Below are 17,103 nucleotides of genomic sequence, written 5' to 3' on the forward strand. Positions count from 1 at the left end.
TCGATGTAGTTGCGCAGACGACGCAGTTCGGTGGTCACGTGCCACCCCTCCCTGTCAGGTGTCCGATGGGTGAGACACCCACAGTAGTCCGCTGGTCCAGGACCCACCGAGGGCTACGGCCGCCTCCGTGTTCCGCTGTGCTGCCCGCCCCGCCGGTACCGGCCGTACAGAGGGCTGATCGGAGGAAATGACAGCGTGCCCGCGCCGAGCCTGGGCTCGGGCGGCAGGCGGAGTCCTTACCGTGCCAGTGACCCATTGGCCCTGCGCTCGTTCACCCAACTGGGGGAACGCACGGACGACCGCAGCTGAGGCGAGGTGCTTCGTATGGTGGCTCCGCCGGACAACGACGTGCTCTGGGCACGCACCCTGACGTACGCCTACGGCGGGTCGCCCGCCCTCGCCGGTGTCTCCATCGGCGCCCGCGACGGCGAGATCCTGGCCGTGACCGGCCCGCGCGGCTGTGGGAAGACCACCCTGCTCAAGTGCCTGTCGGGCCTGCTCGTCCCGGACCGCGGGGAGGTGTGGTTCAACAGCGCCCCCGTACACACCCTCTCCCCGCTCGGCCGCGAACAGCTGCGCCGCGACCGCTTCGCCTGGATCGACACCGAGCCCCAGCTCATCCCCGAGCTCACCGCCTGGGAGAACGCCGCGCTGCCGCTGATGCTGCGCGGCATCGGACGGCGCGAGGCCAAGAGCGCCGCACACGAGTGGCTGGACCGGCTCGACGTCGGCGACTGCGCCCGACGCCGGCCCGCCGCGCTGCTCCAGGCGCAGCGCCAGCGCATCGCGATCGCCCGCGCGCTGGCCTCCGCCCCCGCCGTGCTGTTCGCGGACGAGCCCACCGCCCCGCTGCACCGCGCCGACCGCGCCCAGGTGCTGCGCACCCTGACCACGGCGGCCCGCTCGCACGGCATCACGGTGCTCCTCGCCACCCATGACGAAGAGGTGGCCACCCTCGCGGACCGCGCCGTCGCGCTGCTGGACGGCCGCCGGGTGGGCGCGGTCAACTCCCCCGAGGCCGAGGGCAGGTCCGCGTGCTCAGTCTCCGCCTAGCCCGCGGCGCCCGGCCCCTGGCGCTGCTGCGGCGGTCGCTGGTCGCCACCGCGGCGGCGGGCACGGGCTTTCTGCTGCTGTGCGCCATGGGGTACGCGACCGGGCACCCCGACCAGACCGACGGAGCGGTCGTACGGCTGCTGTGGTGCGCGGTGCCGCTGGCCGCCACGGCCCAGCTCGCGATCGCGGTGGCGCGCGCCGACCCGAGCGTCCCGTTCGGCGCGGGCTTCGCGGCGGCCGGCGGCGGCCCGGCCAGGTCGGCCCTGCTCGCGGGCGCCTCGGCCGCCCTGTCGTGCGCGCTGGGCTGTGCGCTGGCGCTGCTCGTCTTCCTGCAGCTGCGGGGCGACCTGAGCGGCTCGTGGCTGCGGTGGGCCGATGCGCCGGGCGCGGCGGCGGGCGGACCGCTCGGCGCCGGGCATCCGCTGCCCGCGGCCGCCACGGTCACGCTGCTCGCCGTCGTACCGGCGGTGGCGGCCGCCGCCTGCGCCGCCCGCCTGTGGCCCCGGGGCGCCCAGCGGGCGCGGGGGGCGCGGACCGGCGGCGCGCTGACCGGCGGCCGGACGCGGCCGCGGAGCACCGAGCGGGTGCCGCGCGGCGCCGAACCGCCGGAGCTCGCGGCCCGGGGGCTGCCCTGGGGGATCGCGCTGACGGCGGCGGGGATCGCGATGGGGGCATACACCAGCAACACGGACAGCGGCCCGCCCCCTCCGTCCGACGCACTGCTGCCGCTGCCCGGCGGGCTCGGGGGCAGCCCGCCCGGCGTGGTGGGCGGCTGGGCGCTGACGGCGGTCGGCCTGGTGCTGGCCGGGCCCGGCCTCACCCATCTGTGCGGCAGATTGCTGGCCGCCGGGCGCCCTGGCGCGCTGCGGCTGCTGGCCGGGCGGGTGTTGCAGCAGGAGGCGGGGCGCCTGGGGCATTCGGTCGGTGTGCTGTGCGCCGTCGCCACCGGCGCGTACGCCGCGGTCGAGCTGTACGGCACCGGCTCCGGCCCGTCCGGGCACCGCCCCTTCGGCCCGCTCACCGGCCTGGGCGCGGCCCTGATCGTGATGTGTGCCACTGCCTCGGTGCTCACGGCGGCGCTCGAAGCGAAGAGCGCGCGGGGCGGGACGACGGACGCCCTGCTGCGGCTGGGCACGCCCCCGCGCCTGCTGCGCGGCGCCGCGGCCCTGCGCGGGCTGGCGCTGCTGGTCCTGCTGACGCCGCTGACCTGGGCGGTCGCGGAGCTGAGCACACTTCCGTTCCACCGCTGACCGGCGCGGCCGTACGGAACACGGGACTGGGGCCGTACGGGACGAGACCGCGCGCGGCGCCGCCAGTAGCATGTCGCCGTGCTGACCGACGACGCTTCCACCGCCGCCCAAGACCCGTGCCCCGACCGGGAGATCGAGTCCCTGCGGGAGTTCGACGAGGTCGTGGCGCGCGGCACCCTGGCCGGCTACCGCGTCCAGTCCGTCGACCTGACGGGCCGTACCCGGGCGCTGCTCGACACGGACACCGCCGAGGCGGTCTTCCTCGGCTGCCCGATGGAGCCGGAGGCCGCCGCCAAGGTACGGGCCGGCGGCGCGCTGGTCTTCCCGCCGGTGCCCGGTCTGCCGTTCGACCCGTATCGCGGCACCCTCTACTCGCCGCAGGAGCTGTTCGAGGGGCTGGCGGGGCAGGGCTACGCGGGGACGCCTGACGCACTGGCGTACGCCTGGTTCCAGCGCACCAAGGCCGACGGCGACATCTTCTCCTCGATGCTGCGCTCCATCCACGACGACGCCGTCTCCGACGCCCTCGACGAACTCCTCGCCGGGGCCCGGGTCGTGGGCGTGATGGGCGGCCACGCCCTGGAGCGCGGCTCCGAGGGTTACGCGGGCGCGGCCCGGCTCGGGCGGGCCCTGGCTCGGGCCGGGCTCACCGTTGCGACCGGCGGCGGGCCTGGTGCGATGGAGGCGGCCAACCTGGGCGCGTACTCGGCCCCGTTCGCCGACGGCATGCTCGACGAGTCCCTTGAACTGCTCGCCAAGGCCCCCTCCTTCCGGCCGTCCGTGGGCGAGTGGGCCGAGGTTGCCTTCGCGGTGCGCGAGCGGTGGCCGGACGGCGGCGCGTCGGTCGGCATCCCCACCTGGTTCTACGGGCATGAGCCGCCCAGCGCGTTCGCCTCGCACATAGCGAAGTACTTCGCCAACGCCACGCGCGAGGACGGCCTGCTGGCGCGGTCGAACGCGGGGGTGGTGTTCCTGCCGGGCGCCGCCGGGACCGTACAGGAGATCTTCGACAACGCGACGCCGAACTACTACGAGTCGCGCGGCGAGCCGACGCCGATGGTGCTCGTGGACCGCGACCACTGGACGCGGCGCCTGCCGACCTGGCCGCTGCTGGAGGCGCTTGCCGAGGGCAGGCCCATGAAGGCCCGGATCGCGCTGGTGGACTCGGTGGACGAGGCTCCGGGCGCGCTCATTTCGCTGGGGGCGTCGCTGGGAGCGTCCCGGGCGGCGTCCCCGGCCGCGTCTTCGGCGGGCTGAGCAGCCGGGCCAGCGTCCGGTACGAGGCGTCCCAGCTCCACTCCTGGCGCACCCAGGCCCGCCCCTTCCCGCCCATGGCCCGGGCGGCGGGCCGGTCCTGGAGCAGCGCGATCAGCCGGTCGGCGACGGCGCGCGTGGCACGGCCGTCGACGACATGCCCGGTATCGCCGTCCCGGACGGCGTCCGGCGCGCCGCCGGAGTCCCCGGCGAGCACCGGCAGCCCGGCGGCGGCCGCCTCCAGGAAGACGATGCCCAGGCCCTCGACCTCCAGGCCGCCCTTGCGGGTGCGGCACGGCATCGCGAAGACGTCGGCGGCGGCGTAATAGGACGGCATCGCGCGGTGCCGCACCCCGCCCGCGAAGACCACGGCGTCCCTGACGCCGTGCGCGTCGGCGAGCCGGCGCAGCCCGTACGCGTACGAGCCGTCGCCGACCAGCAGCAGAACGGCCCCGGGCACGGCCCGGCGCACCAGCGGCAGGGCCCGGATCAGCGCGTCCTGGCCCTTGCGCCGGACGAGCCGGGCGGCGCACAGGATCACCTGTCGGCCGGCGAGCCGGTGGCGCTCGCGTACGATCCGCGCGTCGAGCCCGGGGCGGAAGACGGAGGTGTCGACTCCGGGGACGAGCCGGGTCATCCGGGCCGCGGCGGCGGACCCCAGGGCGGCGGCGACGGGCGCGCGGGTGGCGGCTCCCAGGTAGGTCACGGTGTCCGCCCCGGCCCCGATGCGGCGCAGCAGCGCGCGGGTTCCCGGGGTGCGGGCCCACCACACCTCGTGGCCGTGCGTGGTGGCGACGATCCGGCGCACCCCCGCCTCACGGCGCAGCCGCCCGGCCATCAGCCCCAGGGGCGCGGCGGCGCCGAACCACACGCTGTCGCAGCGGTGGCGACGGGCCAGCTCCACCGCGCGGCTGGTGGCGCGCCGGGTGGGCAGCAGTGTGCGCGCCCCGTCGCGGACGACGGGGTGGGGCAGGCCGGCGTCGTACGGGGCCCCGCCCGGCTCGGACGAGGTGTAGACGACGACAGCCTCCGGTGGGAAGCGGCTGGTCATGGCCTGGACGAAGGTCTCGATGCCACCCTGGCGCGGCGGAAAGTCATTGGTGATCACGAGGGTGCGCGGCATCCCGCGTGGCTGCTCGGTCATACGGCCCGAGGCTACGAACGACCCTGCCCCGCCGCGTCACACGCAGGAGGTAACTCCGGCATCACGCCGTGGTGTGACAAGGGGTCACGCCGTGGACGGAAGACGGGGCCCGAGTATCAACCCGTACGGTGACGCGGCCCGCCACCGCGGTACGAAGAACGGCGCCATGCGCGCCTTCCACGGACGGCGGACGCGCGCCTGGGCCGACGCCCCCGCCCACCCCTGGGCCACCGGAGCGGTGCTGATCCGCTGTGCGGCCGCGGAGCTTGCGCTGGTCCCGTGGCACTCACGGGTGATCGCCGTGAGTGTGCTGATGACCGCCACGCCGCTGATGTGGCGGCGTCAGCCCCCGTTGGTCAGCGCCTCCTGCACGATGCGGTAGGCCGACAGCTCCCAGGACGCGGGGCGCGCGACCCGCTCACCGCTGATCCGCAGCTCCGCCGCCCCGCGACGCCGCTCCACGCGAGAACACCGCCCCGCGTGGGTGACGCCACGCGTGGGTGACGCCCCGCGTGGTTACGAGCCCGCGCCCAGCACCACCACGTCGTCCGCGTCGAAAGCGACGCCGACCCGCTCCCCCTCCTTCGGCGCGTCCCGCAGCGCGCACGTCGCCTCCAGGCGCGGCGCGCCCGCCGGTTGGAGGACGAGGGCCACGCGGTCGCCGCGGAAGGTGCGCGCCGCCACCGTGCAGGGCAGGCCCTTCTCGGGAGCGGTGAGCCGCACCCCGGCCGGGCGGACCAGCAGCCGGCACGGCCCGGGCGGGGTGCCGTCGGGCACGGGCAGCTTGCCCCAGCGGGTGTCGGCGCTCTCGCCGTGCACGGTGGCGTCAACCAGGTTGTCGAAGCCGAGGAAGCGGGCGACGAACTCGGTGGCGGGCCGCTGCCAAACCTCCAGCGGGGTGCCGGTCTGCGCGATGCGCCCGCCGTCCATCACCAGCACCCGGTCCGCGAGCGCGAACGCCTCTCCCTGGTCGTGGGTGACCGCGAGGACCGTGGTGCCCAGTTCGCCGAAAAGTTGGCGCAGTTCGACCACCAGCCGCTCCCGCAGCCCACGGTCGAGCTGGCCCAGTGGTTCGTCCAGCATCAGCAGCTCGGGCCGCGGGGCCAGGGCACGGGCCAGCGCGACCCGCTGCTGCTCGCCGCCGGACAGCGAGGCGATCGCGCGGCGCTGCGCGCCCGGCAGGCCGACCAGTTCCAGCAGTTCGGCGACCCGGCGCTCCGCCTCGGCGCGCGCCACCTTGCGCATGCGCAGCCCGATGGCGACGTTGCCGCCCACGTCACGCTGCGGGAAGAGCTGGTGGTCCTGGAACATCAGGCCCACGCCGCGCCGGTGGGCGGGCACCCCCGTCTGGTCCCGCCCGGCCAGCCACACCCGGCCGGTGTGGGCCCGTTCCAGGCCCGCCACCACGCGCAGCAGCGTGGACTTGCCGCCGCCGCTGGGCCCCAGCACCGACACCGTCTCGTGCTCGGCGACCTGGAGGTCCACGGCGTCCAGCGCCGCCCGCTCGCCGTAGCGGACCGTCACCTCGTCCAGTCGCAGCAGCGTCATCAGAACTCCCCCGAACGGTCGGTGCGGATCCGCTCCAGTACCAGCAGGGAGCCCGCGCACACCAGCATCAGAATCGTGCTCAGGGCCATGGCCTGGCCGTAGTTGAGCTGCCCGGCCCGGCCGAGGAAGCGGGCGACAGCGACCGGGAGGGTCGGGTGGTCGGGCCTGGCGATGAACACCGTCGCCCCGAACTCGCCGAGCGAGACGGCGAAGGCGAAGCCCGCCGCGACCCCGAGGGCCCGCGCGACCAGTGGCAGGTCCACCTCCCGCCAGGCCCGCAGCGGGGACGCGCCGAGCACGGCCGCCGCCTCACGCAGCCGGTGGTCCACCGCGCGCAGCACGGGCAGCATGGTCCGTACGACGAAGGGCACGCCCACCAGGGCCTGCGCGAGCGGTACGAGGATCCATGAGGCGCGCAGGTCCAGCGGCGGCTCGTCCAGAGCGATGAGAAAGCCGAAGCCGACGGTGACGGCGGAGGTGCCGAGCGGCAGCATCAGCAGCGCGTCGAAGCCCCGTACCAGTCTGCCCGCCTTCCTGATGACCCTCGGTTCGCCTCCGGGCGCTCGGGTCCGGTGTCGACGCTCCTCGACACTGCGCTCGCGCGCGCGGCGCCAGCCGCATATCGATACGAGCCCTCGCTCCCTTGGTCTCGTCGCTTTCACGGCGTCATTCAGCGCCTGCGGCGCGGGCGGCGCGCCCTTTGGCTCACTCGGGATGGTCAGGGCGGCCGCCGCCAAGCCGCCCACGACGACCGCGAAGACGGTCGCGACGGCGGCGTAGCGCAGGGAGTTCCAAACGGCGTCCATAGGGGCGACGAAAAACGTCCCGCCGCTGTCCGCCACCGACTGGAGGGCACGGTAGTAGTCGAGTCCGTAGCCGCCGGGGGCGTCCAGGGACCGTTCGACCAGGACCGCGAGCGGCAGCAGGATCAGCAGCGCCACGACGGCGAGCACACCCCACAGCAGCGCCCATTGGGCCGCGCCCTGGGGGCGGCGCGCGGTCTGTTCGGGGGCGACCAGCTTCAGGGCGCCCTCGCGGCGCCGTACGGTCCACGCGTGCAGGGCCAGGACCGCGGCCACGGCCGCGAACTGGACCAGCGTCAGCACGGCGGCGGTCGGCAGGTCGAGCAGCTGGGCGGTCTCCCGGTAGATCGCGACCTCCAGGGTGGCGTACCGGGGGCCGCCGAGGATCTGGATGACGCCGAAGGAGGTGAAGGTGAACAGGAAGACCATCAACGCCGCGGCCGCCACGGCGGGCGCCAGCGCCGGCAGCGTCACCCGCCGCCACGCGGCCAGGCGGCTCGCGCCGAGCACCCGCGCGGCCTCCTCCTGCCGCGGGTCGAGCTGCGCCCACAGCCCGCCGACGGTCCGTACCACCACCGCGTAGTTGAAGAAGACGTGCGCGAGGAGGATCGCCCATACGGAGGTGTCGAGCCGCACCCCCCACAGGCTGTCCAGCAGCCCGCCGTGGCCGAGCAGGGCCAGGAACGCCGAGCCCGCGACGACGGTCGGCAGGACGAAGGGGACGGTCACCACGGCTCGCAGCAGCCGCTTGCCGGGGAAGGTGAAGCGGGCGAAGACATACGCGCCGGGCAGCGCGACCGCCAGCGTCAGGGCGGTGGAGGCGGCGGCCTGCCAGCCGGTGAACCACAGGATGTCCAGGACGGCCGGGTCGGTGAGCACGTCGCCGATGCGGCCCAGCCGCCACTGGCCGTCGACGCGCAGCCCGCGGGTGACGATGGCGGCCACCGGATAGAGGAAGAACAGCGCGAAGAAGGCGGCGGGCACGGCCATCAGGGCCAGCCGCAGCGCCGCCCCGCGCAGCCGCGCGCGCCGCCGCCCGGTGCGCTCCTTCGCCTCCTCCGGCGCGGCGGCGGGGCGCTCACGTCGCTTTACAGGACGAGCGAGGACCATGCCTTGACCCACTGGTCACGGTTCTTGGCGATCTTCCGGGGGGCCAGGGTGGCCGAGTCGGCGATCTTCACGCCGTACTTCGTGAACAGCTCGGGCAGCTTCGCGTCCTCGCGGGCCGGGTTGACGTACATGTTGAGCGGCACGTCCTCCTGGAAACGCTTGGTCAGCAGAAAGTCCAGCAGCGCCTTGCCGCCCTTGGTGTTCGAAGCACCCTTCAACAGTCCGGCGAATTCCACCTGCCGGAAGCAGGTTCCCGTCGCGACCCCCGTAGGGGCCTGCGCGGGCCGCGGCTTGGCGTCGACGACCTCGGCGGGCGGGCTGGAGGCGTACGAGACGACCAGCGGCCGGTCGCCCTTGGCGCCGCCCGCCGAACCGGAGAAGCGGTCGTAGTACGCCTGCTCCCAGCCGTCGACGACCTCGACGCCGTTGGCCCTGAGCTTCTTCCAGTAGCCCTGCCAGCCGTCGTCGCCGTACCGGGCGGCCGTGCCCAGCAGAAACGCGAGGCCGGGCGAGGAGGTGGCCGCGTTCTCGGTGACCAGAAGGTTCTTGTAGGCGGGCTTGGTCAGGTCGTCGAGGGTCTTCGGCGGGGCCAGCTTCTTGTCGGCGAAGTACTTGCGGTCGTAGTTGACGCAGATGTCGCCGAAGTCGACCGGGGTGACACGGTGCTCGGCCGCGTCGAGCTGGAGGGCCGCCGGGACCTTGTCCAGGCCCTTGGCCTGATAGGGGGCGAACAGGTCGTTGTCGAGCGCGCGGGAGAGCAGGGTGTTGTCGACCCCGAAGAAAACGTCGCCCTGGGGATGTGATTTGGAGAGTATCGCCTGGTTGACGGCCGCCCCGGCGTCGCCGCCCGGCAGGATCTGCACCTTGTAGCCGGTCTGCCGGGTGAACTCCTTCAGCACGGCCTTGGACGCGGCGAACGAGTCGTGCGAGACCAGCTTCACGGTCTTGGAGCCGGAGCCTTTGGCGGAGCCGGAGTCCTCGCCGCAGGCGACGAGCGTGGTGAGGCCGAGCGAGCCGAAGAGGGCGGCGGCGACGGCATGCCGAAGACGGCTGTTCATATGAGGCTGACTCCCTACGCCGGTATGACCCGGATCAGGTCCGAGGGTCTGCGGCCGAGCCGCACTCTCAGCGCTGTTCGCGCTCCCCTGTCGGAATGTTCACTTGTACGAGATGTGGATGTACGCACGAGGTGGTGCCAGGGCACCGTATCAGCCGGCCCTCAACGCTCCGCCGCCGCCAGCTGCCCGCACGCCCCGTCGATCTCCTGCCCCCGGGTGTCCCGGACGGTCACGGGCACGCCGTGCGCCTCCAGGGCGGCCACGAACGCCTTCTCGTCCTCGGGCCTGGACGCGGTCCACTTGGAGCCGGGCGTCGGGTTGAGCGGGATCAGATTGACGTGCACCCGGCGGCCCTTGAGCAGCCGACCCAGCAGGTCGGCCCGCCATGCCTGGTCGTTGATGTCCCTGATCAGGGCGTACTCGATGGAGACGCGACGACCCGACTTCTCCGCGTACTCCCACGCGGCGTCCAGAACCTCGCGGACCTTCCAGCGGGTGTTGACCGGGACGAGGGTGTCGCGCAGCTCGTCGTCGGGCGCGTGCAGCGACACCGCGAGACGGCATTTGAAGCCCTCGTCGGCGAACCGCAGCATCGCCGGCACCAGCCCGACGGTCGAGACGGTGATGCCGCGCTGGGACAGGCCGAGGCCGTCCGGCTCCGGGTCGGTCAGCCTGCGGATGGCGCCGACGACACGGTTGTAGTTGGCAAGCGGCTCGCCCATGCCCATGAAGACGATGTTGGACAGCCGCGCCGGACCACCGGGGATCTCACCGTCGCGCAGCGCCCGCATCCCGTCGACGATCTGGTGGACGATCTCGGCGGTGGACAGATTGCGGTCCAGGCCCGCCTGGCCGGTGGCGCAGAACGGGCAGTTCATGCCGCAGCCCGCCTGGGAGCTGATGCACATGGTGACCCGGTCCGGGTAGCGCATCAGCACGGACTCCACGAGCGTGCCGTCGAACAGCCGCCACAGGGTCTTACGGGTGGTGTCGTCGTCGCAGCTGATGTGGCGCACCACGCTCATCAGGTCCGGCAGCAGCCCGGCCGCCAGCTTCTCGCGCGCGGCGGCCGGGATGTCGGTCCACTGGGCCGGGTCGTGGCTGTAGTGGGCGAAGTAGTGGCGCGACACCTGGCCGGCCCGGAAGGGCTTCTCGCCGAGGGCGGCGACGGCCTCGCGGCGCTCGGCGGGCGAGAGGTCGGCGAGATGCCGCGGGGGCTTCTTGGCTCCGCGCGGCGCGACGAATGTGAGTTCTCCGGGCTTGGGCATGGTTCAACCAGTGTCGCAGACGTGCGTACGGCCTCGTACCACGCGTGGCACGAGGCCGTAACGGCCGGGGCGTGGGGCCGGTCAGCCGCCGCCCACGAAGACCACCATCAGCAGCCAGACCACGGGCGCGGTGGGCAGCAGGGAGTCCAGCCGGTCCATGATCCCGCCGTGGCCGGGCAGCAGCTTGCCCATGTCCTTGATGCCCAGGTCACGCTTGATCATGGACTCGCCGAGGTCGCCGAGGGTCGCGCTGACCGCGACGGCGAGCCCGAGGAGCAGCCCCTGCCACCATGCGCCGTCCTTGATCAGGTACTGCATGGACAGCGCGCCCGCGACCATCGCGAAGGCGATCGCGCCCAGCAGCCCCTCGCGGGTCTTGCCGGGGCTGATGCGCGGCGCGAGCTTGTGGCGGCCGAAGCGCCAGCCGACCGCGTACGCACCGGTGTCGCTGACCACGGTCAGCAGCATGAAGACGAGCACCCGCCGCGGCCCGTCGTCGGCCGCGGTCATGAGTGCGACAAAGCTGGCCAGGAACGGCACATAGAAGGCCGCGAAGACGCCGGCCGTGACATCCCTGAGGTAGTTCTCGGGCGGCTCGGTCATCCGCCAGACGAGCACCGCCAGGGCGGTCAGCGCGACGGCCACCCACGCGCCCTCCGCACCGCGCACATAACCGGCGACCACCATGGCGACGCCGCCCACGGCGAGCGGCACCAGCGGGACGTGGATGTCCTTGCGCTCGGCCAGCCGCGAGGTCAGCTCCCACAGGCCGACGACCACCGCGACCGCTATGACGCCGATGAACACCGGCTTGTAGATGAAGAGCGAGGCGACGACCAGCGCGCCGAGGCCGACGCCCACCCCTATCGCGGCGGGCAGATTGCGGCCCGCGCTCTTCTTCTTCGCATCGCTCGTCACGTCTGCGCTCCCCGTCCGGTCGGCGCCGCCCGCATCGCCGGGCTGAGCGGCGCTGCCGGAGGGCATGGCGTCGGGGCGGTCCGGGGGCGTCGGCCGGTGTGCCGCGGGCCGGCGCGGCCCGCGCTCCGGCTCCCGGTCGTCGCGGAACAGGGGGCCGCTCGGCCGAGCGGCCCCCCGGTCACGGTCGGCGGCATCCCAAGGGTCTCCGCCTGCGTGGGGCACGGTGGGCATGGGCCGAGTCTGCGCCGCCTCGCCCACGTCGTGCGCGGGACCCGCCGAGGGCGAGGGCACCTTGCCGCGAAGCGAGGGAGAAGGTCCCTGCTGGGCCGGTCCCCGGAGGCGGGCGCTCGGCGGAGCCCCCCAGGATGAGTCGTTCATCAGACCTCGAGGAGCTCGGCTTCCTTGTGCTTGAGCAGCTCATCCACCTGCGCGACATACTTCGCGGTGGTGTCGTCGAGCTCCTTCTCCGCACGGCGGCCCTCGTCCTCCCCGACCTCGCCGTCCTTGATGAGCTTGTCGATGGACTCCTTGGCCTTGCGGCGGACGCTGCGGATCGAGATCTTCGCGTCCTCGCCCTTGCCCTTGGCGACCTTGATGAATTCCTTGCGGCGCTGTTCCGTGAGCTCCGGGAACACCACCCGGATGATGCTGCCGTCATTGCTCGGGTTGACGCCCAGATCGGAGTCGCGGATGGCCTGCTCGATATTGCGCAGCGCGCTCTTGTCGAACGGGGTCACCACGGCCATCCGCGGTTCGGGCACCGAGAACGACGCCAGCTGGTTGATCGGCGTCATCGCTCCGTAGTAGTCGGCCACGATCTTGTTGAACATCGCCGGGTGCGCACGCCCGGTGCGGATCGCGGCGAAGTCCTCCTTGGCGACCACAACGGCCTTCTCCATCTTCTCCTCGGCCTCGAGGAGGATCTCTTCGATCACCACTTGCTCCTGGTGTTATCAGTAAGCAGAGCCTCGCCCCTGCGTGCGTCTTCTCCTGCACGGTGTCCGACCGGCAGGCCGTTGTCCATCCCCCGTATGAGCCGTCAGGCCCGGGAGCCCTGGTCGCTCACGAGCGTGCCGATCTTCTCACCCTTCACCGCACGCGCGATGTTTCCTTCGGCGAGAAGCTCGAAGACGAGGATCGGCAGTTTGTTGTCGCGGCAGAGCGTGACGGCGGTGGCATCGGCGACCTTGAGGTCGCGGGTGATCACCTCGCCGTACTCCAGGGCGTCGAACTTCACCGCGTCCGGGTTCCGCGCGGGGTCGGAGTCGTACACCCCGTCCACCCCGTTCTTACCCATGAGCAGGGCCTCGGCATGGATCTCCAGGGCCCGCTGGGCCGCGGTGGTGTCCGTCGAGAAGTACGGCATGCCCATGCCCGCGCCGAAGATGACCACGCGCCCCTTCTCCAGATGGCGCACCGCGCGCAGCGGAATGTACGGCTCCGCGACCTGGCCCATGGTGATGGCGGTCTGGACGCGGGAGTCGATGCCCTCCTTCTCCAGGAAGTCCTGGAGGGCGAGACAGTTCATGACCGTGCCCAGCATGCCCATGTAGTCCGAGCGGGCCCGGTCCATGCCGCGCTGCTGCAGCTCGGCGCCGCGGAAGAAGTTGCCGCCACCGATGACGATGGCGATCTCTGCGCCGTCCCGGACGACCGCGGCGACCTCACGGGCGATGGCGTGCACGACATCCGGGTCGACCCCGAGCCCTCCGCCTCCGGCGAATGCCTCACCGGAGAGCTTGAGCAGGAACCGACGGCGTTTGACCCTGCCCTGAGCGTTCTTCTCGTCGGCGGCCTGTCCGGCGCCCGCGCCCTGATTCATTGGAGATCTCCTCGTGCACATACGAAGAAGGCCATTGCCGGACGGGTCCTTGTTCGACCTCTGCGGCAATGGCCTCCTCGTCACATCTGCGGCCGACCGGTTGACGGTTGGCTGCCTACGACCCTATCGGGGTCGCCGGTCATTCGCTGCCCGGCTCGTACGCCGACGCTCAGACGCCTACGCTCAGACGCCGACGCGGAAGCGCGCGAAGCCCTTGAGCGTGACACCGGCCTCGTCCAGGATCTTCTGGACGGTCTTCTTGTTGTCCTTGGCGAACGGCTGGTCCACCAGGACGTTCTCCTTGAAGAAGCCGGTGACCCGACCCTCGACGATCTTCGGCAGGGCGGCCTCGGGCTTGCCCTCCTCGCGGGCGGTGGCCTCGGCCACGCGGCGCTCGTTCTCGACGGTCTCGGCCGAGATCTCGTCACGGCTCAGGAACTTCGGCGCGAACGCGGCGATGTGCTGCGCGATGTCCTTGGCGACCGTCGCGTCTTCCTTGTCCAGCTCGACCAGCACACCGACCTGCGGCGGCAGGTCCGGCATGGTGCGGTGCATGTACGCGGCGACGTAACCGCCGGAGAGCTGCGCGAAGCGGTCCAGGACGATCTTCTCGCCGAGCGTCGCGTTGGCCTCGTCGACGTACGCCTGGACGGTCTTGCCGGGCTCGATCTCGGAGGCGAGCAGGGCCTCCAGGTCGGCCGGGGAGGTCTTGGCGACGTGGGCGGCGATGGCGTTGGCGGCGGCGATGAACTTGTCACCCTTGGCGACGAAGTCGGTCTCGCACTTCAGCTCGACCAGCACACCGGAGGAGTTGTCGTCCGCGATGAGGGAGACGACGGCGCCGTTCTCGGCACTGCGGCCCTCGCGCTTGGCCACGCCCTTCTGGCCCTTGACGCGCAGGACCTCGACGGCCTTGTCGACGCTGCCATCGGCCTCGTCCAGCGCCTTCTTGCAGTCCATCATGCCGGCGCCGGTGAGCTCACGGAGCTTCTTGACGTCAGCGGCGGTGAAGTTCGCCATGATCTGTGAATCTCTTCTCGAAAGTCGAAAGCTCTACGGGGGAACGGCGGGGGTGGTGCCAAGGCACCGTCCCCCGCCGTCACACGTGGTCCGAGTGGTCAGGCCTGCTCGGCGTCCGCGGCCGGGGCCTCGGCGGCGGCCGGCTGCTCAGCCGGCTGCTCGGCCTCGGCGGGCTTGGCCGCCTCGGGCTCGTCGGCCTTCTTCTCACCCTCCAGCAGGTCGCGCTCCCACTCGGCGAGCGGCTCACCGGCGGCCTTGTCGGCCTTCTCGTCACCGGTGGCGACACCGGAGCGGGCGATAAGGCCCTCGGCGACCGCGTCGGCGATCACACGGGTGAGAAGGGTGACCGAGCGGATCGCGTCATCGTTGCCCGGGATCTTGTAGTCGACCTCGTCCGGGTCGCAGTTGGTGTCGAGGATCGCGACGACCGGGATGCGGAGCTTGCGCGCCTCACCGACGGCGATGTGCTCCTTCTTGGTGTCGACGATCCAGACGGCGCTCGGCACCTTCTGCATCTCGCGGATACCGCCGAGGGTCTTCTCCAGCTTGGCCTTCTCGCGCGAGAGGACCAGCAGCTCCTTCTTGGTGAGGCCGGAGGCGGCCACGTCCTCGAAGTCGATCTGCTCGAGCTCCTTGAGGCGCTGCAGACGCTTGTAGACGGTCGAGAAGTTGGTGAGCATGCCGCCCAGCCAGCGCTGGTTGACATACGGCATGCCGACGCGGGTCGCCTGCTCGGCGATCGCCTCCTGCGCCTGCTTCTTCGTGCCGACGAACATGATGGAACCGCCGTGGGCGACGGTCTCCTTGACGAACTCGTAGGCGCGGTCGATGTACGACAGCGACTGGAGCAGGTCGATGATGTAGATGCCGTTGCGCTCGGTGAAGATGAAACGCTTCATCTTCGGGTTCCAGCGGCGGGTCTGGTGCCCGAAGTGGACGCCGCTCTCCAGCAGCTCCCGCATCGTGACGACGGCCATGGCCGTACTCCTTGAAGTGCTCGGTTCCGCGGCGGCCGGGCGGCTGCCGCGCCTGACGCCCCGGCGCGTCTGCCACGGGCTGGGCCCTTGCCTTGCGGAGGGCTCGTCCGAGGACCGAGGGACGCGGCCGCCGTACTCTTCGAGCGGTATCGATGGATGGATCGAGGCCGATCGGGGTGCCGGTGGCGGGGCGTGCGAAGTCGACCCGGTGACCCGGATCGCCACAAGAAGTGTACGGGACCCGTGCGGTGCCGGGTGACGGCGATATCCACAACCCGTGAGTAGTCCCCAGATCGCGGCCATGATCCACGCGAATCGGGCGAGTCGCGTCACCGTGTCTCCATGCGACCGCACACCGCTGCCCCGACCGCCGGCCGGGCCCCCGGCCGGGCCCCCGACCGGACCCCGGACCGGCCTCCGCCGACCTTGCCGACGTTGCTGCTGACCCTGCTGACCCTGCTGACCCTGCTGACCTTGCTGACCTTGCCGTTCATGGTCTTACTCGGCGCGATCCCGCCGCTGTCGGCCTGGCCGGCCGCCGCGTCGGAGTCGACCATGGCGCCGGAGTCGGTCACGGCGCCGGAGTCGACCAAGGCCGCGGGGGCCTCGGCCCGTGACGGGCGGGCCTGGCCGGTGGGGCCGGAGGCGGGCGCGGGCAGACCGACGGTGCTGCGGGGCTGGGAGCCGCCGCCCACCCCTTGGGCGGCGGGCCACCGCGGGGTGGATCTGGCGGCCCGCGCCGGCCGGCCCGTGCGGGCGGCGGCTGCGGGCCGGGTGTCCTTCACGGGCCAGGTCGCGGGCCGCGGAGTGCTCACCATCGAGCTGTCGGGCACCGGCCGCCCTCCGCTGCGCACGACATACGAGCCGGTACGGGCTGTGGTGACCAAGGGCGAGCGGGTGCGGGCCGGCCAGGTGGTGGGCGTCCTGGGCGCGGGCCCCTTCCACTGCCCGTCCGGCTGTCTGCACTGGGGCCTGCGCCGCGGGGACCGCTATCTGGACCCGCTGTCGCTGCTCACGCCGTCGCTGCTGCGCCACGGCCCCTCCCGGCTGCTGCCGGTCTTCGGCGTCCCGGAGGGGCCGGACGTCCCGGAGGAAGCCGACGCCCAGCAGCGAACGGGTGCCGCGCCGGGAGCGAGCACCCGGGGCACGTCGTATACGGCCAAGCGCCGTACGCCGCCCTACACCCTCGCCTCGCGCACCGCGGGCACCTCCGGCCCCGTGAGCCTGGCCTCGGCCGCCGTGCTGGCGGGCGCGGCGGCCTGGGCCGGGGGGCGTCTGCGCCGGGCGCGTGGGATGGGCACCGGGCAGGGGATCGTCAGGGGCGCACGCCGTGCAGGGCCATGGTGACGGCCGCTTGCGTGACGCCCGCGGGGTCCTCGGCGCCGAGCTCGATCCGGCGGACCGCGGCGTCCACGACGCCCTGCAGCAGCACCGCCGTCAGCCGCGGCTGCTCATGGCCGAGCTCGCCGAGGGCCTGGACGACCATGGCGATCAGCCCGCCGTGCGCGGCCCGGATCTTCTCGCGGGCGCCCGCGTCCAGCTCCCCGGCCGAGATCGCCACAACGGCGCGGTGGCGGCGGTCGCCGACCAGCGCCAGCTGCTGGCGCACATAGGCCTCGATCTTCGCCTCGGGCGAGTCGACCCGCTCCATGGCCGCCTCGACCTCGGCGGCCCAGACCGGGAAGTCCACCGCGCACAGCTCCTCGACCACGGCCGCGCGGGACCGGAAGTACTCATAGACGGAGGACCGCGCAAGGCCCGTGCGCTCGGCGAGGGCGGGGAAGGTCAATGCCTCCGTACCACCCTCGGACAGCAGGGAGCGGGCGGCGTCCAGCAGGGCGTCGCGCTGCATGGTCCGGTGCTCGGCCACTGAGGCCG

The 17,103-nt window shown here is 72.7% G+C and carries 16 protein-coding genes and 1 riboswitch; of the genes, 5 read left to right on the forward strand and 11 right to left on the reverse strand.

Going from position 1 to position 17,103, the window contains the following annotated elements; translation table 11 throughout:
• The first annotated feature begins 324 nt into the window (after window positions 1–324).
• The 3 genes from ACFV2X_RS34515 to ACFV2X_RS34525 all read left to right on the forward strand — a co-directional run bounded on the left by ACFV2X_RS34515 (window position 325) and on the right by ACFV2X_RS34525 (window position 3,560).
• Window positions 325–1,053 carry an ABC transporter ATP-binding protein gene (locus tag ACFV2X_RS34515; protein ID WP_385624292.1) on the forward strand — a complete coding sequence of 243 codons (729 nt, stop codon included), beginning with the start codon at window positions 325–327 and terminating at the stop codon, window positions 1,051–1,053.
• Window positions 1,035–2,303: a hypothetical protein gene (locus ACFV2X_RS34520; protein WP_385624294.1), complete on the forward strand. Its 1,269-nt coding sequence runs from the start codon at window positions 1,035–1,037 to the stop codon at window positions 2,301–2,303. Before ACFV2X_RS34515 ends, ACFV2X_RS34520 begins: the two co-directional genes overlap by 19 nt.
• A gap of 78 nt (window positions 2,304–2,381) precedes the next feature.
• Entirely contained in the window at window positions 2,382–3,560 is a 1,179-nt protein-coding gene (locus ACFV2X_RS34525) for an LOG family protein (protein ID WP_385624297.1), read from the forward strand.
• Here ACFV2X_RS34525 and ACFV2X_RS34530 read toward each other — a convergent pair.
• The gene (locus ACFV2X_RS34530) at window positions 3,493–4,680 is read right to left on the reverse strand and encodes a glycosyltransferase family 4 protein (protein WP_385624449.1); all 1,188 of its coding nucleotides are present in this window, start codon (window positions 4,678–4,680) and stop codon (window positions 3,493–3,495) included. The two genes, ACFV2X_RS34525 and ACFV2X_RS34530, sit on opposite strands and share 68 nt — an antisense overlap.
• Before the next feature lie 112 nt (window positions 4,681–4,792).
• On the opposite strand from ACFV2X_RS34530, the gene ACFV2X_RS34535 reads away from it, so the two are divergent.
• Window positions 4,793–5,083, forward strand: coding sequence for a hypothetical protein (locus ACFV2X_RS34535; protein WP_385624299.1), 291 nt, complete (start codon window positions 4,793–4,795; stop codon window positions 5,081–5,083).
• Window positions 5,084–5,217: 134 nt separating this feature from the next.
• Here ACFV2X_RS34535 and ACFV2X_RS34540 read toward each other — a convergent pair whose 3' ends face one another.
• The 9 genes from ACFV2X_RS34540 to rpsB all read right to left on the reverse strand — a co-directional run bounded on the left by ACFV2X_RS34540 (window position 5,218) and on the right by rpsB (window position 15,225).
• Window positions 5,218–6,249: an ABC transporter ATP-binding protein gene (locus ACFV2X_RS34540; protein ID WP_385624302.1), complete on the reverse strand. Its 1,032-nt coding sequence runs from the start codon at window positions 6,247–6,249 to the stop codon at window positions 5,218–5,220.
• Window positions 6,249–8,042 carry an ABC transporter permease gene (locus ACFV2X_RS34545; RefSeq protein WP_385624452.1) on the reverse strand — a complete coding sequence of 598 codons (1,794 nt, stop codon included), beginning with the start codon at window positions 8,040–8,042 and terminating at the stop codon, window positions 6,249–6,251. Before ACFV2X_RS34545 ends, ACFV2X_RS34540 begins: the two co-directional genes overlap by 1 nt.
• A 98-nt stretch (window positions 8,043–8,140) precedes the next feature.
• On the reverse strand, window positions 8,141–9,220 hold the full coding sequence (locus ACFV2X_RS34550) for a thiamine ABC transporter substrate binding subunit (protein ID WP_385624304.1): 1,080 nt from the start codon (window positions 9,218–9,220) through the stop codon (window positions 8,141–8,143).
• Window positions 9,215–9,319, reverse strand: a riboswitch (TPP riboswitch). It overlaps the preceding gene by 6 nt.
• Before the next feature lie 62 nt (window positions 9,320–9,381).
• The gene (gene rlmN, locus ACFV2X_RS34555; protein WP_385624307.1) at window positions 9,382–10,488 is read right to left on the reverse strand and encodes a 23S rRNA (adenine(2503)-C(2))-methyltransferase RlmN; all 1,107 of its coding nucleotides are present in this window, start codon (window positions 10,486–10,488) and stop codon (window positions 9,382–9,384) included.
• Window positions 10,489–10,569: 81 nt separating this feature from the next.
• Window positions 10,570–11,784, reverse strand: coding sequence for a phosphatidate cytidylyltransferase (locus ACFV2X_RS34560; RefSeq protein ID WP_385624309.1), 1,215 nt, complete (start codon window positions 11,782–11,784; stop codon window positions 10,570–10,572).
• Window positions 11,784–12,341: a ribosome recycling factor gene (frr, locus tag ACFV2X_RS34565; protein WP_089510938.1), complete on the reverse strand. Its 558-nt coding sequence runs from the start codon at window positions 12,339–12,341 to the stop codon at window positions 11,784–11,786. Before frr ends, ACFV2X_RS34560 begins: the two co-directional genes overlap by 1 nt.
• 104 nt (window positions 12,342–12,445) lie before the next feature.
• Window positions 12,446–13,228, reverse strand: a complete 783-nt coding sequence (gene pyrH, locus ACFV2X_RS34570) for a UMP kinase (protein ID WP_014176047.1) — start codon at window positions 13,226–13,228, stop codon at window positions 12,446–12,448.
• Between the two features lie 183 nt (window positions 13,229–13,411).
• Complete coding sequence (tsf, locus tag ACFV2X_RS34575) at window positions 13,412–14,248, reverse strand: translation elongation factor Ts (protein ID WP_014176048.1); 837 nt, start codon at window positions 14,246–14,248, stop codon at window positions 13,412–13,414.
• Between the two features lie 98 nt (window positions 14,249–14,346).
• Window positions 14,347–15,225 carry a 30S ribosomal protein S2 gene (rpsB, locus tag ACFV2X_RS34580; RefSeq protein ID WP_385624312.1) on the reverse strand — a complete coding sequence of 293 codons (879 nt, stop codon included), beginning with the start codon at window positions 15,223–15,225 and terminating at the stop codon, window positions 14,347–14,349.
• 342 nt (window positions 15,226–15,567) lie between these two features.
• On the opposite strand from rpsB, the gene ACFV2X_RS34585 reads away from it, so the two are divergent.
• Window positions 15,568–16,572 carry a murein hydrolase activator EnvC family protein gene (locus tag ACFV2X_RS34585; protein ID WP_385624313.1) on the forward strand — a complete coding sequence of 335 codons (1,005 nt, stop codon included), beginning with the start codon at window positions 15,568–15,570 and terminating at the stop codon, window positions 16,570–16,572.
• Here ACFV2X_RS34585 and ACFV2X_RS34590 read toward each other — a convergent pair.
• On the reverse strand, window positions 16,541–17,095 hold the full coding sequence (locus tag ACFV2X_RS34590) for a TetR/AcrR family transcriptional regulator (protein ID WP_385624455.1): 555 nt from the start codon (window positions 17,093–17,095) through the stop codon (window positions 16,541–16,543). The two genes, ACFV2X_RS34585 and ACFV2X_RS34590, sit on opposite strands and share 32 nt — an antisense overlap.
• Between the last annotated feature and the right edge of the window lie 8 nt (window positions 17,096–17,103).

Source organism: Streptomyces sp. NPDC059679 (genome assembly GCF_042734105.1).
GTDB lineage: Bacteria > Actinomycetota > Actinomycetes > Streptomycetales > Streptomycetaceae > Streptomyces.